The sequence below is a fragment of the Gilliamella sp. W8123 genome, assembly GCF_016101085.1.
Classification (GTDB): Bacteria; Pseudomonadota; Gammaproteobacteria; order Enterobacterales; family Orbaceae; genus Gilliamella; species Gilliamella apis.
This window is the reverse complement of the sequence record NZ_JACFRE010000002.1, coordinates 151,368-167,326: the sequence shown is the minus strand read 5'-3', so window position 1 is coordinate 167,326 and position 15,959 is coordinate 151,368. Positions and strand designations below refer to the sequence as shown.

Genomic DNA, 15,959 nt, shown 5'->3' with positions numbered 1-15,959 from the left:
TTAACGGTAAGAGATGGGGCCGGTAGAGAATAATTAACGAGGTAATGATCCATCGTTAATATGCATATTAATTTAATCAATACCAATTTTTCAATAAAAATAATTACTATTTACTAAAAATAATTGCTATTTAAATAATATCAGTTAATAAAAAAAGGGAATTTATTATTCCCTTTTAGTGTGATTCAGTCTTTAGGTGCACTTTCAATAATATCTGCTAATTTTTCCAGTGTTATTCTTAAAAACTTTGGCATAGCTTCTATTTCAATTGAATCCATTAGGTTTTTTACATAAAGACCTAATTCTGTATCACCTTCAACAATTAGTCGACGTTGGAAAAATAGTGTGTCAGGATCTTGTCTTCTAGTCGCAATCATAATCAAATCGTTAGCATTACCAATAAAGCTGACATCAGGAATTTCTTCACGACTCACAACTAGTTTGTTATCAATTAAGCTCACAAACCAAACTAATTGCAGATCTGTTACTTGTATTTTAAGCCAACGATTTTCTAGAAAATCAAGATCACCATCTTCCAGCGAATTTTTGAATTGTAATTGCAATAATTGTTCAATCGTTCGTTTTTTCAAGTCGAAAGGAATACAACGTAAAGTTAAACCTAACACTTGTGGTGCTTTATCGACAAATTGAGAATGAATTTTGCCAAGTAATTGGTGTTTGTTGCCAATCATTTATGCATCTCCAGAAATCATCTTCTCATAAATATCTAAATCTGTATTCAGATGTTCATAAGTTTCTTCACTAACTTCATTGCGAATTTTCATTTGAAGTAATGCTGTACGTTCAGCACCAATTGCTACCAAACGCATACGTCTTTCTAGATTTTCAGCCTCGAGTGCTTTTTGTTCTAAATCTTTAAGTCCTGTCCTACGTCTTAATGAACCAATTACCCGCGATCCGACTTCATGAATAATCTCTTGATCTAAACCTTCTTCTGAGGTTTCTTGTAAAAGACTAGTTTGCATTTTTTCTAGGCTAACGATAGCTTCTTCTGCCATTTGTCCTTTAACAGTTAAAATCTCATTATCTTGTTCGGAATTGTCCAAAATAACACTACCACGTAATAGGATAGGTAATATGATTACAGCTGAAATTAATGATACTAATATAATCCCAGCAGCAATAAATACTAATTGGTAACGACCACCGATAGTCATTGGAATTGATAATACACCAGCTAAAGTAATTGCCCCACGGACACCAGCAAAGGTGGAAATCCAAAGATCACGATTGGTATAGGCTCTGAATGCTAATGGGCGTTTTGTGCCGAAAGGCATTGTTGGCATATGTTTCATTGCCCATAACCATGCGAATCGAGTACCCATTAAGACTACGAAAACAAATAAAACAATCAAACATAATTGCCATAATTCAATTGAAGCATCGGTCTGATTTTCAGTAAAGGTAGTTGATAAGATACTTGGTAATTGAATACCTAATAAAAGGAATACAAAACCATTAAATACGAAGGTTAACATTGACCATGTGCTATCAGATTGTAGGCGAGCAGTTAATGGTGCATTGCGCATCATGCCTGATTGGTTTACTGTCATACCTGCACTAACAGCAGCTAAAATTCCAGAACAATGACATTCTTCCGCTATGATATAAGCCGCAAATGGTAGTAAGAATAGTAATACAATTTGAATAGCAGGATCATTATGAGTTAATTGGTTTATTTTACGTAAGATACGTGCATATAACCAGGTAAATAAAACCCCAACCGCAAGTCCACCAATTGCAACAACGAAAAATGAAATACTGATTTGTAATAGGTTAAATTGCAAAGCGCCTGCTGCTATTGCGATGGCAAATTTTAATGAAACAAGGCCAGAAGCATCATTCATTAATGCTTCACCTTCAATGATTTCCATTTTTTCTTTTTCAATTCTTCCTTTACCGACAATTCCACTAAGAGCAACGGCATCGGTAGGAGATAGAACGGCAGCTAATGCTAAAGCGGCTGGTAATTCAACATTTGGAAGCATCCAATAAAGTAGATATCCTAGCGCAATAATAGAAATTACGACTAATACCAGTGCTAATCCGACAATTTCTCTAAAATTGTAGACAAAATCTTTCACCGAAGTTTTTCGACCATCAGCAAACAGTAAGGGAGGTATAAATAAAACAAGAAAGAGTTCTGGATCAAATTTCAAATACACACCCAAAGCAGCTAAAAGGCAACCCAATAATATTTGCATTAATGGCAAAGGAATTTGGATCGGCAACATTTTTATAACAACACCAGAAAGTGATACAATTAATACCAGAAGTAATATTGTTGAAAATAGTTCCATAGTTACTCTTTTGTTATTATCCTATAATTAACTATTGATTATATCGGATTTTTAACAAAATTTCAGATTAAAATTGCCTAAATCATACAATTTTTAATCACTCTCTTTTTTTGAATAAAAAAACAAGCGTTTTTATTGACGGATATCATTGATGGAAAATTGGCAAAGAGCATTTGTTCTTCATACGCGTACCTATAGCGAAAGTAGCTTATTAGTTGACTTATTTGTTGAGAATGTAGGAAAAGTAACTATTCTAGCTAAAGGGGCTAGACGTAAAAAATCAGTATTGAAGGGAATTTTACAACCTTTTACGCCATTAATTGTTCAGTATTCAGGTCAAGGAGAAATTAAGAATTTGCGTCAGGTTGAAGCAATATCTCTAACATTACCACTTGTATCAGTTTTTCTGTACAGCGCTTTTTATTTAAATGAACTATTAGATCGAGTCCTATTAGCTGAAACCGAAACTAATACGTTATTTGATGATTATTTGATAAGCTTACAACAATTGGCACAACAAATGTCAGCTGAAAATGTATTGCGTACATTTGAATTGGCATTACTTGAGAATTTAGGTTATCACGTTGATTTTTTTCATTGCAGTGCAACGGGCGATGATATTGTTGAAACCATGCATTATCAATATCAATCAGAAAAAGGTTTTATTAGTAGTTTGCTACAAAATAGTACCAGTTTCACCGGCGAACAGGTGTTAGCTTTGGGTAAAAGAGAGTTTCTAACTATAGATACGCTTAAAGCAGCTAAACGTTTTACTCGAATGGCTTTAAAACCTTATATAGGTTCAAAACCTTTTAAGAGTAGAGAGTTATTTTTGAAAATTTAGTTTTTGATTTCTCTATTCCACCAATGATTATTGGCGGAATAGTTTATTAATTATAATTTACTCGATTAAACTTAGTATCTTGGTGGTTTAGCATATTTGCTATTATAACTATCGGCAGGGAAAGCGTTAGAATTCGGTGATTTCTTATATTGATTACCACTTTCCAATTGGAAAATTGCTGTACCAATCACCCCAATATTGTTCGCTGAACCTTCATCGGTATGATTTGCATAAGCTTTAGATGCTTGTGAAAATGTAAATGAGGCTACTTCACTATCATTTTTTCGGAACCCTTTAATTGATAGCGTACTATACGGTCTTAAAATATAACCATTATTGTTCAATGAACCAGCTTTTCCGTTGATAACATCTAATCCATCAACAGTTGCTACAATTTCATAAGTATTTCTTGAATAATTAACATAATAAAGTTGATAACTTTTACCTTCTTCACCAAGCATATTGATTTCATCATCCTGTTTGAAAAGCGACCATTTGTTATTGTTATCATCAATTATTGACATACCCACATCGCCATTGAGCATGAGTTCTTGAACTTTTTTTCCATGCACAAAAACTTTCTTAGAATAATGAATTACCGCAACGTCTATTGGTGTGTTATTAATGCGATCTAATTTAACTTCACGAACATGAGATTCGACCCCATCCCCCCATTGTGTTCCTATTCCTCTATCATTTGCTGCTTTTGAATTGATTGCTTGTTGACATCCACTTAAAATTAAACTGATTAAGCCAATCATTAATACATTATATATGTTATAAAATTTATTCATTAAGATTTCCTTTTCTAATTATGTTTAGTAATTATATATACAATATTATATATTTGAATATTATATAAATATATATTAATTTTGTTGGCTGTATTTTATCGACTGAATAATGAGTTCTATATTATGCTCCACTTGATGCACGGATAACTAATTCACCATTTACGTATATAGAACGAATTGGTAAGGTTGGATTATTTATCCTTTGAATTAAAGTTTCTACAGCAGTCAAAGCTATACTTGCTAACGGTTGTTTATAAGTAGACAGTGGGGTAGATAGATGACCTGCATAATCAGCATCATCAAAGCTAATGGTAAATAATTTTTGTCTTGGATTTATTCTTTGATTCAATGAGATTAATTGCATTGCCGTAAAGTCATTACCACAAACTACATGTTTAATGTTCAATTTTGCCAATTGATTAATTACTTTATCATCAATTTGTGGCACTTGAATTATCCAATCGTTAATTTTTGTAATTCCTGCATCATATAGTGCTTGTTTATACCCAATTATTCTTAAAGCAACGGTATTAGCTGAATCACTTTTTGATACAAATGCTATTCGAGTATTTTTCTTTTCAATAAAATAATTTGTGACAACGTAACCTGCGGCAATGTTATCAATACTAACTAAGTCAGCTTTACCTCGAGAAGGGAAAACATAATAGTCTCTCTCTAACAATATACAAGGAATATTGTAGAGTGCCAGATAATCCATTATTCTTTTGTTTATGATATTCGCGTAAGGGTGAAACTCTAAAGGTGTGAAAAATATTCCGTTAATATTATTTTTTGTATAATTAATGATGACTCTTTCTACGTCATTTAAAATAGATTGTATATCCTGACTTTTGGTCAGCATCCCTGCCCATAAAAGAGAAAACTGATAATTATTGGCTAAACTTGCTATCTCAGAATATAAACTGTCAAGAATCATTCTACTTTCATCTTGTTCTAAACGAGGAGCCAATATTCCAAAAATATATTTGCTTACTTGTTGATCTTTAGGGTGTCTAACATAAAACTTACCGCCTTGTTTACCTTCAATATAACCTTCTGTTTTTAATCTTGAAAATACTTTACTGATCGTTGGCCGGGAAGTCTTATATATTGAGCTTAAATCAGATGAAGACGGAAGGGTACTATTACAATCTAAAATTCCACTTTTGATCTGCAATAATATTTCCTGATAAATCTGCTCACTTTTATTTGCCATTATTTTACCTATATAACTTTAATTGAATATAACTAGTATGACATAACCATTAAACTTGATAAATTAAATTTTACAAGTTCTTAAAAAAAGTGACTTTGATATCATAAATAATAAAAAGAAATAGATTAATATTGTTAACCTTGTTGCAGATAATTAGACTGAATTTACTCAAAATATATTGCAAAATATTTTTGAGTTTTAGTATTTAAGGAAATTATTATTATAAATCATTTGATTATCTGAGGTGAGTTTATGAAAAAATTCATAGCATCGTTTTTAACAATTATATTCTTTCTTTTTACAAGTTGTTTTCAACTTGTAAATGCTGATGATAAAAAACCTATAAAGTTTGCTTTTATCACTTCAACTTTAAACAATTCATTTTTTACAGCAATATCTGATACATTTTCTGAAATCGCCAAACAAAATGGCGATCAATACATTCTTGTCGATCCTCAATATGATCAAGCTAAGCAAATTTCAATGATGGAAGATGTCATTAATCAAAAAGTTGATATTATTTACTTAATCGCCGTTGATTCTGAAGGTATCCGCCAAGGATTATTGGCTGCAAAACAAAAACAGATCCCGGTAGTGGTGATTGATAATCCTATTAGTGATGATGATTTAGTGGTTAGCACTGTGGCTTCAGATAATTTCTTGGCCGGTAAAATTAATGGTGAACAAATGGCTAAAGATTATCCTAATGGCGCTAAAATTGCGGTTATTGATTGTCCTTTCAACCGTGCTAGCGTTTTAAGAGCTGATGGCTTTTATGCCGGATTAGGCGAAAACAGAAGTAAATTTGAAGTCCTTTCTCAACAAAATGGCAAATGTGCTTTAGAGGTCACCATGCCAATTGCCGAAGATATTATTCAAGCTCATCCTGATTTACAAGCATTTTTTGCCGTAAATGATCCTTCTGCTTTAGGTGTTGTCGTTGCATTGAAAGCATCAAATAAACTTAAAAATGTTAAAGTCTATACTGTTGATGGTTCTCCTGACGGTAAAAAAGCATTTAGCGATGGAGATATAACGTTAACAGTTGCCCAAGCACCAATTCAATTAGCTAAAGAAACCTATAAAGTTGGTAAAAAGGTTTTAGCTGGAGAAAGCGTTGCTAAAGAAATATTGGTACCAACTTTTCCAATTACCAAAGAAATGATTGATCAATATGGAGTAAAAGTCTGGCAGTAATCATTGACTTTAATCAAGTTATATCTATTGAAATCAATAAGGTGATATTTATATGGAACAAGTTGCATTACAACTATCTCATATAGAAAAAAAATTTGCTGGTGTCCATGCGTTAAAAGATATGCACTTTAACCTTAAACAATGTGAAGTTCATGGATTGTTGGGCGAAAATGGCGCTGGCAAATCAACCTTAATCAAAATTATTGGCGGCATCTATAAACCAGATGCCGGTGAAATTAAGATTAATGGTAAAACTGAGATAATTAATGGTATTAAAGATGCACAAGCAAGAGGAATTAATGTTATTCATCAGGAGATTGTCTTAGTTCCTTATATTAGTGTATATGAAAATATTTTCTTAGGCCGAGAACCAAGAACACGCATGGGTTTTAAAGATCATCGTCAAATGATCACCAAAGCCAAAATAATGATGGAAAGCATGGGATTAACGATCGATGTGTTACGTCCTGTACATGAGTTAACCATTGCACAACAACAACTTATCGAAATTGTCAAAGCTATTTCATTTAACGTTCGTATCTTGATCATGGATGAGCCTACTTCTTCTTTAACTGATAAAGAAGTTGAGCAGCTTTTTATTATGATTAAAAAACTAACCGAACATAACGTAAGTATCATTTATATTTCTCACCGTATGGATGAGTTATTTACTATCACAGACAGAATAACTGTAATTAGGGATGGTAGTTATATAGATACCGTCAATACTAAACAAACCAATATTGATGAATTAGTCAAATTGATGGTTGGGCGTAACTTAAATAATTATTATCAACGTCACTATCAACAAAATGGAGAACGTTTATTAGAAGTTAAAAATCTTTCGAAAAAAGGAGTATTTAATAACGTTAATTTTCATTTAAAGAAAGGAGAGATTTTAGGTTTTGCCGGTCTTATGGGGGCAGGTAGGAGTGAAATCATGCAAGCAGTTTTTGGCGCAGACCGATATGATAGTGGTGAAATTTATTTTGACAATCAGCTTGTTAAGCTCAAATCGCCGCAAGATGCTATTGATATAGGAATAGCTTTAGTTCCTGAAGATAGAAAAAAACAAGGTCTTATTTTAGGTAATAGTATCGCATTCAATTTAACATTAACAGTATTGAAACAATTTATGCATGGTTGTTTTGTTAATCAACAAAAACAGAAAGATATCATTCAATACTATATTAATAAGCTCAATATAAAAACCCCAGATGCTGACAAAATTGTTGGTCAGCTTAGTGGCGGAAATCAACAAAAAGTTGTGATAGCTAAGTGGCTAGCAACTAAACCGAAAATCATCATTTTAGATGAACCTACTCGAGGAATTGATATTGGTGCTAAAGCCGAAATTTATCAAATCATTGATGAACTTTGTGCAAGTGGCATGGCTATTATTATGATTTCCTCAGAATTACCAGAAATTATCAATATGTGTGATCGTGTTTGTGTTGTTGCGAATGGACAAATTCAAGGTGAATTATCGCAATCAGAATTAACACAGGAAAAAATTATGAAATTAGCAACAGGGAGAGCTTAAAATGGCTAGCCAATCTATGAAACAATCAGATGATATGAGCTATCATCACTCTACAATAACCAATAATATCATTATTAGAAGTTTCAAAAATTTTATTACTAATAATATAGGGATTTTAATTGCGCTTCTATTAATTAGTATCATTTTAAGTTTTGCTAGTCCGGTATTTCTTTCCCAAGAAAATATGCTCTCAGTGTTAAGACAAGTATCCACTAATATGTGTTTAGCGTTAGGAATGACATTGATCATCATATTGGGTGGTATTGATTTATCGGTAGGTTCGATCGTCGCTATGGCGGGTACACTCACAGTTGGATTTATTTCAATCGGTGAAATGAGCATTGTTCCAGCTATTATGCTGGGTTTATTTATTGGTACTTTATGTGGTGCGGCAAATGGTGTCGCTATTGCTTATACAGGTATTCCTCCATTCATCGTTACATTAGCAATGATGATGATCGCTCGTGGCGTAGGTTATATTTATAGTGGTGGTCAATCAATTCGTATTTTTGATGAGGGGTTTACCAGCATAGGTACAGGTTACTTAGGCATGATTCCATATCCAGTTATCTATATGTTGGTATTTATAGTAGTCATGTTGGTGGTTGTTAATCGAACGCGTTTAGGTACTTATATTTATGCTCTTGGTGGTAATCGTGAGGCAGCGAGATTATCAGGTATAGCCATTAAACGTGTTGAAATCATTGTATATACCATTGCGGGTTTTTTGGCTGCTTTCGCAGGGATAGTGCTGGCTGCAAGAATGTATTCAGGACAACCATCAGTTGCACAAGGTTATGAAATGGATGCTATAGCAGCTTGTGTGCTCGGTGGTATTTCAATGTCAGGTGGAATAGGTCGCATTAGTGGCACTATTTTAGGTGTGATAGTTATCGGCATTATTAACAATGGTTTGAATTTATTGGGGGTTAATTCATTTTGGCAATTAGTTGCAAAAGGCGTAATCATCTTTTTAGCCGTCTATGTCGATATGCTAAAACGCAAGAAAGCAAACTAATTTAGACTAATTTGTTTTTAAATGTATGAATAATTGCAAATTTAATTAATAGGACAATAAAATGAAAAAATGTACTTTGATGTTAAATAACCCAGATGGTATTACTCGACATAATGAACCGGTAATCGCGCGTCTTTTTTTCAAAGAACAGCCAATAGATCCGTCTAAATTAAAACTAGTTAATGAACAAGGGAAAGTTATACCACATCAATTGTTTGATATAGTTTATGATGATACCACCGATACACTAATCTCTGCTTGCTCAATCGCCTTTATAGTAACTAATTTAGAGCAGTTAGTTGAAAATTATACTTTGTATCTTGATGAGAAAACGCCTGTAGATAATGCAAATGGCATAAAACAACTAGTGACTACTTTGAATGATGGTGTAAAAAGACTTGATACAGGTCACTATATTTTAGAATTATGTCGTGGTACTGCAGACGGGACATCATATGGGAAATGGGGTATTCGTTACTTTTCTGCTAAAGCTGAAGGTCGGAATTTGATTAAGGATTGCTCTAATGCTATAGGTGGTTTTTATGGCCCCTTTTTTACTCCAGCCAATGGATTAATTAATCCGCCTGAGCATACCATCGTAGAGTGTGAAACAGAGGTTGAAGGTCCAATTTATTGTCGTTATCGTTTTAATGGTAAAATTCCTAATGGTTTAGATCCAGCTTTGCATGATAAATCATTTTCAATTGTTTGGGAGTTTTTCTATCAGTCACCATGGTTTAGGCGTACTTATCATGTTGATGATTTTGAAACTTCTGTTGATGGTATGCCGGTCATAAATAAGATCACCGTTGGTGATGAGTATGAAAGTGGTAAAAATAATGTGGTATTTTCTCGTTTTGCTAGCTATGGCGGTACATTTTATCGTCAAGGTGATCTTTATGCCAATATTCTAGCTGATGAAGTTAATCGAATTTTATCGCAACCACTAGATCAACTTCCACCAAATGCAAGACTCTATCGAGAGTCCATTGGTGATAATATTAATGCAGTTTCTTGGGATTTCTTCTGGCGCCTATTTTGTGTTAAAGAAGGTATTTTAAGTGATGAAGAAATAAAATCACACGTTAAAACTATTCTGCGTAAAGCTCATCATGTTGTGCATAATAGCGCTCGAAACAAAGAAGTATTATTTGCTAAAGATGTAGATGTTAATAGTGTGCCAGAACAAACGATTTTTCCACTTGCTGCAAATAAAACGGCTGAAATAAATCCCGAATCAGGTTATGCTATGGTTTGGTATACGAGTAATATTGTCGGACGTTATCAAATTGTTCAACGTAAAGATTCCGGTTGGGTTAATTGGGGTACTAATGGTGAAAATGAGTATCCAGAATTACCTACCGGTTCAACGATTTATACTGCATATGGTCAATTTGATGATTGGCAGAAGCAAGCCGATAGTATGGAAAAAAATATTGATGTCAAACAAGGGTTAATCGAAGATGAATGACATAAAGATTGTTGCAATAGGTGAATTTTTATGGGATTGTTTACCTAATGGGAAAAAGATTGGCGGAGCTGCCGCCAACTTTTGTTATCATGCTAAATCAGCTGGAGCAAATGCAATATTAGTTTCAGCAATTGGCGATGACGACAATGGTAGAGAATTACGTGAACAGATTGAAAAACTGCAAATCCCACAACAAATTCAAATATCTGCAAATTATCCAACTGGAACGGTATTAGTTAAATTAGATTCAGCCGGTAAACCCACTTATGATATTGTTAATCCTGTTGCTTGGGATGATATTCAATTAACAGATCAATTATTAGAACTTATTCAGCAAGATGATTTAGATGCAATCTATTTCGGCAGTTTAATTCAACGTAATATACATAATCACGAACTATTGCAAAAGATTGTTAATCATCGATCACAACGAAGCAAAATTATTGTTGATATTAATTTACGTCAAAATCATTATAATAACGCGACTTTACTTTTGTGTATTGAACATGCCAATATCTTAAAGTTAAATGATGAAGAATTACCAATTGTTGCTGATTTATTGAAGATAAAAGCTGATCCGCAAGCGCTTTTCAATTATCTAAATGAACATTATCAACTTGAGTTGTTAATTTATACCTGTGGTAGTGAAGGTAGTCATCTTATTACTAAAAATGAACAGAATCATTGTCCTGCTGAAAAAATCACCCCAATTGATACTGTTGGTGCTGGTGATTCATTTATGGCAATAAGCAGCGTGCTATATTTAAAAGGCAAACAATTACAAGAAATTAATAGTAAAGCCAATCACATCGCTGCATATGTTTGTACTCAAAGCGGCCCGATGCCTATTATACCACAAACATATTTAACCGAATTATAATCTGTTTTGAGACCTAGCTTTTTAATTAGTGAATAATAGCTAGGTCATAACTATTATTTTCATATTCGATTACAACATCGTTTTATTGATTCCTAATCAAAAATAATCACTAAAAAGGCTATTAATAATTAAAAATAGGGTAATGTCTGTTTTTATTCGTTATGAAATCAGGATGTATTTAATCACTAGAGATAAATCTATTTTTAAATCAAGTTCAAGCCTATTTAAAATCCTCATGATAAGTGATAGTATACTCCGTCTATTTATTTATGTACGCATGTGCGCTTTCGTGTGGCGCACCACTGTTATAAGGATTTATTATGCCAATTATTACTCTTCCTGATGGTAGTCAACGTCAATTTGATAAACCTGTTACTGTATTAGAAGTTGCACAAAGTATTGGTGCAGGGCTTGCTAAAGCCTGTATCGCAGGCCGTGTTAATGGTGAACGTAAAGATGCGTGTGATGTTATTGAGCATGACGCAACCTTATCTATTATTACCGCTAAAGATGAAGATGGACTTGAAATTATCCGTCATTCTTGTGCACATTTATTAGGACATGCCATAAAACAATTATGGCCTAATACTCAAATGGCTATCGGGCCTACCATTGATAATGGCTTTTATTATGATGTCGATTTAGATCACTCTTTAACTCAGGAAGATCTTGATGCTTTAGAAAAACGCATGCATGAATTGGCCAAAAAAGATTACCCAGTTAAAAAAGAAGTAGTGAGTTGGGAACGTGCAAGAGAAGTCTTTTGGGAACGTCACGAACCTTATAAAATTGCTATTTTAGATGAAAACATTCCTAAAGATTCTACTCCAGCACTTTATCATCATGAAGAATATATTGATATGTGTCGTGGACCACATGTGCCTAATATGCGTTTTTGTCACCATTTTAAATTACAAAAAGTTGCTGGCGCTTATTGGCGTGGTAATAGTGATAACAAAATGTTACAACGCATCTATGGAACTGCATGGGCAGATAAAAAACAACTCGACAGTTATTTACAATTTTTAGAAGAAGCGGCAAAACGCGATCATCGTAAAATTGGTAAACAACTTGATCTGTATCATATGCAGGAAGAAGCACCAGGTATGGTATTTTGGCATAATGATGGTTGGATTATTTTCCGTGAACTTGAAGTTTTTGTTCGTACCAAACTGAAAGAATATGATTATCAAGAAGTGAAAGGTCCATTTATGATGGATCGTGTACTTTGGGAAAAAACAGGGCATTGGGGCAACTATAAAGAATTAATGTTTGTTACTTCATCAGAAAATCGTGAATACTGCATTAAACCAATGAACTGTCCAGGCCATGTACAGATTTTTAATCAAGGCCTAAAATCATATCGCGATTTACCATTACGTATGGCCGAATTTGGTAGTTGTCATCGTAATGAACCTTCTGGATCTTTGCATGGTTTAATGCGAGTTCGAGGTTTTACTCAAGATGATGCACATATCTTCTGTACTGAAGGGCAAATTCGAAGTGAAGTAAATAATTGTATCAAAATGGTCTATGATACTTATAGTACATTTGGCTTTAAAGATATCACGGTTAAATTATCGACTCGTCCAGAAAAACGTATTGGTAAGGATGAAACTTGGGATTTAGCAGAAAAAGATTTAGCTGAATGTTTGCAAGAAAATGGCATTGAATTTGAATATTTACCTGGTGAAGGGGCATTCTATGGTCCAAAAATTGAATTTACTTTACATGATTGCTTAGGTCGAGCATGGCAATGTGGTACAGTTCAACTTGACTTTATGTTACCAGAGCGATTAGATGCAACTTATGTTGGTGAAGATAATGAACGTCATGTTCCTGTTATGATTCACCGAGCTATACTTGGTTCAATGGAACGCTTCATGGGCATATTGACCGAAGATTGTGCTGGATTCTTCCCAACTTGGTTGGCACCATTACAAGTAGCGGTTATTAATATCACTGATAATCAAGCCGATTATGCCAAACAATTAACCGAGCAACTACAAAAAGTTGGCATTAGAGCAAAAGCGGACTTGAGAAATGAGAAAATAGGGTTTAAAATTCGTGAGCATACTCTAAAACGCGTTCCTTATATGTTTGTCTGTGGAGACAAAGAGATAGAATCAGGAACAATTTCAGTTCGAACTCGCCAAGGTAAAGATCTTGGTAGCTTTGAAGTGAAACATGTTATAGAATTATTGCTTAATGAAATTCATAGTCGTTCATTAGAACAAATGAATTAATGATAAATTAATTTGGAGGAATGAGATATTAAAGTCAGTAAACGAATTCAGTCAACACGCGCGCACAAAATCAATGATGAGATTACTGCTCGCGAGGTGAGGTTAACCGGCGTCGATGGTGAACAGCTCGGCATTGTTAGCTTAGACGAAGCTTTAAAACAAGCTGAGGAAGCAACATTAGATTTAGTTGAAATAAGTCCTAATGCAGAGCCACCTGTTTGTCGAATTATGGATTATGGCAAGTTCCTCTATGAAAAGAGTAAAGCAACAAAAGAACAGAAGAAGAAGCAAAAGGTTGTTCAGGTTAAGGAAATTAAATTCCGACCTGGTACAGACGAAGGCGACTATCAGGTAAAACTCCGCAGCCTGATACGCTTTCTTGAAGATGGCGATAAAGCTAAAGTTACGTTGCGTTTTCGTGGACGTGAAATGGCTCACCAACAGTTAGGTACTGAAATGCTTGATCGCATTAAAGAAGACTTGGCTGATTTGGCTATCATTGAATCTTATCCAACTAAGATTGAAGGTCGTCAAATGATAATGGTGTTAGCGCCGAAGAAGAAATAATGGTTCAACAAGCTAATTTTTAGTTTGCTAAAAATTACACCATTATTTTATTTTTATTAACAATGCGAAGTGGAAATTTATAAAATGCCTAAAATTAAAACTGTAAAAGGCGCAGCAAAGCGCTTTAAAAAAACAGCATCTGGTGGCTTTAAGCATAAGCAAGCTAACAAGAGCCATATCCTAACTAAAAAATCAACTAAACGTAAACGTCATTTACGTGGTTTGACTACTGTGTCAAAAGGCGATTTAGGTTTAGTAGTGGCGTGTGTTCCATACGCTTAATTTATTGATTAATTATTTAGAGGATATAGTTTATGGCTCGTGTTAAACGTGGTGTTATTGCTCGTGCACGTCACAAGAAAATTTTAAAACAAGCAAAAGGGTATTATGGTGCTCGTTCACGCGTATATCGTGTTGCTTTCCAAGCAGTAATTAAAGCTGGACAATATGCGTATCGTGACCGTCGTCAACGTAAACGTCAATTCCGTCAATTATGGATTGTTCGTATCAATGCTGCTGCTCGTCAATGTGGTTTATCTTACAGCCGTTTTATCAATGGTTTAAAGAAAGCTTCAATTGAAATCGATCGTAAGATCCTTGCAGATATCGCAGTATTCGATAAAAATGCATTCGCTGCATTAGTTGAAAAAGCAAAAGCTGCACTTTAATAGCTTTATAAGAGCCGGGTTATCTCGGCTTTTATTGTTTTAACGATATTTAAGAGTTGATTGATTATGAATTTAGTTATTTTTCATTTCTTTTTTAGCTTCGATAATCTCATTCGTTTATGAGGCAAATGAGAAACGAAAAATAATTATAAAAGCCTCAGAAGAGGCTTTTTTTATGTAATAAACAATAAGCAGGAGAACTGTATGTCTCAATTAGTTGAACTGGTAAGCAATGCCAAATCCGCTATTGAAAGTGCTAATGATATTAATACTATCGAACAGATTCGAGTGGAATATTTTGGTAAAAAGGGCTATTTTACCATGCAAATGGCGTCTTTACGTGATGTTCCAGCTGAACAACGGCCAACCATAGGTCAGAAAATTAATGATGCAAAGCAAGAAGTTGTTGAGTTATTAAATCAAAAACGTCACTTTTTAGAGCGTCAGGCTCTTAATGCAAAATTAGCAAATGAAACCATTGATATTACTCTTCCAGGTAAATCACTTGAATTAGGGGGATTGCATCCAGTAACTAAAACTATTAACCGTTTGGTTGAGTTTTTTGGGGAATTAGGCTTTGCTGTTGAAACAGGACCCGAAATAGAAGATGATTATCATAACTTCGATGCTTTAAATATTCCTGCACATCATCCTGCTCGTGCTGATCATGATACATTCTGGTTTGATGCAAAACGTTTATTACGAACCCAAACTTCTACTGTTCAAATTCGAACCATGGAAAATCAAAAACCACCAATTCGAATTATTGCTCCAGGCAGAACCTACCGAAACGATTATGATCAAACCCATACCCCGATGTTCCATCAAATGGAAGGATTGTTGGTAGATAAAGATATTAGTTTTACGCATTTAAAAGGTTTATTACATGATTTTCTTCATTGCTTCTTTGAAGATAATATGGAAATAAGATTTAGACCTGCATATTTTCCATTTACCGAACCTTCAGCAGAAGTTGATATTAAAGCTAAAAATGGGAAATGGTTAGAAGTGTTAGGCTGTGGCATGGTTCATCCTAATGTGTTACGTAATGTAGGTATTGATCCTGAAGAATATTGTGGTTTTGCATTTGGAATGGGAATCGAAAGATTAACCATGTTACGTTACGGCGTCACAGATTTACGTTCTTTCTTTGAAAATGATTTACGTTTTTTAAAGCAATTTAACTAGTTCTGG

The 15,959-nt window shown here is 34.0% G+C and carries 15 protein-coding genes; 11 read left to right on the top strand and 4 right to left on the bottom strand.

Annotation, left to right across the window (positions count from 1 at the left end; translation table 11 throughout):
- Positions 1-185: 185 nt before the first annotated feature.
- Both H3T56_RS03600 and H3T56_RS03595 read right to left on the bottom strand, forming a co-directional pair.
- Complete coding sequence (locus H3T56_RS03600) at positions 186-692, bottom strand: SCP2 domain-containing protein (protein ID WP_065578763.1); 507 nt, start codon at positions 690-692, stop codon at positions 186-188.
- The gene (locus H3T56_RS03595) at positions 693-2,321 is read right to left on the bottom strand and encodes a Na+/H+ antiporter (RefSeq protein WP_198192049.1); all 1,629 of its coding nucleotides are present in this window, start codon (positions 2,319-2,321) and stop codon (positions 693-695) included.
- Between the two features lie 151 nt (positions 2,322-2,472).
- Here H3T56_RS03595 and recO point away from each other — a divergent pair, with 151 nt between their 5' ends.
- Positions 2,473-3,165: a DNA repair protein RecO gene (gene recO, locus H3T56_RS03590; protein ID WP_086360687.1), complete on the top strand. Its 693-nt coding sequence runs from the start codon at positions 2,473-2,475 to the stop codon at positions 3,163-3,165.
- A gap of 71 nt (positions 3,166-3,236) precedes the next feature.
- Here recO and H3T56_RS03585 read toward each other — a convergent pair whose 3' ends face one another.
- On the bottom strand, positions 3,237-3,959 hold the full coding sequence (locus H3T56_RS03585; RefSeq protein ID WP_065612952.1) for a hypothetical protein: 723 nt from the start codon (positions 3,957-3,959) through the stop codon (positions 3,237-3,239).
- A gap of 121 nt (positions 3,960-4,080) precedes the next feature.
- Positions 4,081-5,175 (bottom strand): GntR family transcriptional regulator, encoded by a 1,095-nt coding sequence (locus tag H3T56_RS03580; protein WP_198192048.1) that lies wholly within the window; start codon positions 5,173-5,175, stop codon positions 4,081-4,083.
- Positions 5,176-5,427: 252 nt separating this feature from the next.
- Between H3T56_RS03580 and H3T56_RS03575 the strand changes: the two genes are divergently transcribed.
- The 10 genes from H3T56_RS03575 (at position 5,428) to pheS (ending at position 15,953) form a co-directional block, all read left to right on the top strand.
- A complete protein-coding gene (locus tag H3T56_RS03575; RefSeq protein ID WP_065651132.1) occupies positions 5,428-6,372 on the top strand; it encodes a sugar ABC transporter substrate-binding protein in 945 nt (314 codons plus the stop codon).
- Positions 6,373-6,424: 52 nt separating this feature from the next.
- Positions 6,425-7,915, top strand: a complete 1,491-nt coding sequence (locus tag H3T56_RS03570; protein ID WP_065651131.1) for a sugar ABC transporter ATP-binding protein — start codon at positions 6,425-6,427, stop codon at positions 7,913-7,915.
- 34 nt (positions 7,916-7,949) lie between these two features.
- Positions 7,950-8,933: an ABC transporter permease gene (locus H3T56_RS03565; protein WP_081298904.1), complete on the top strand. Its 984-nt coding sequence runs from the start codon at positions 7,950-7,952 to the stop codon at positions 8,931-8,933.
- Between the two features lie 61 nt (positions 8,934-8,994).
- Complete coding sequence (locus H3T56_RS03560; RefSeq protein WP_065578756.1) at positions 8,995-10,404, top strand: hypothetical protein; 1,410 nt, start codon at positions 8,995-8,997, stop codon at positions 10,402-10,404.
- Positions 10,397-11,284, top strand: a complete 888-nt coding sequence (locus H3T56_RS03555) for a carbohydrate kinase (protein ID WP_065578755.1) — start codon at positions 10,397-10,399, stop codon at positions 11,282-11,284. Before H3T56_RS03560 ends, H3T56_RS03555 begins: the two co-directional genes overlap by 8 nt.
- 320 nt (positions 11,285-11,604) lie before the next feature.
- Positions 11,605-13,530, top strand: a complete 1,926-nt coding sequence (gene thrS, locus H3T56_RS03550) for a threonine--tRNA ligase (protein ID WP_065578754.1) — start codon at positions 11,605-11,607, stop codon at positions 13,528-13,530.
- 27 nt (positions 13,531-13,557) lie between these two features.
- Positions 13,558-14,097: a translation initiation factor IF-3 gene (gene infC, locus H3T56_RS03545; protein ID WP_065612958.1), complete on the top strand. Its 540-nt coding sequence runs from the start codon at positions 13,558-13,560 to the stop codon at positions 14,095-14,097.
- An 84-nt stretch (positions 14,098-14,181) separates the two neighbouring features.
- Positions 14,182-14,379 (top strand): 50S ribosomal protein L35, encoded by a 198-nt coding sequence (gene rpmI / locus H3T56_RS03540; protein ID WP_065557738.1) that lies wholly within the window; start codon positions 14,182-14,184, stop codon positions 14,377-14,379.
- 32 nt (positions 14,380-14,411) lie between these two features.
- Positions 14,412-14,765 carry a 50S ribosomal protein L20 gene (gene rplT / locus H3T56_RS03535; protein WP_024496189.1) on the top strand — a complete coding sequence of 118 codons (354 nt, stop codon included), beginning with the start codon at positions 14,412-14,414 and terminating at the stop codon, positions 14,763-14,765.
- A 204-nt stretch (positions 14,766-14,969) separates the two neighbouring features.
- The gene (pheS, locus tag H3T56_RS03530; protein ID WP_198192046.1) at positions 14,970-15,953 is read left to right on the top strand and encodes a phenylalanine--tRNA ligase subunit alpha; all 984 of its coding nucleotides are present in this window, start codon (positions 14,970-14,972) and stop codon (positions 15,951-15,953) included.
- Positions 15,954-15,959: the final 6 nt, after the last annotated feature.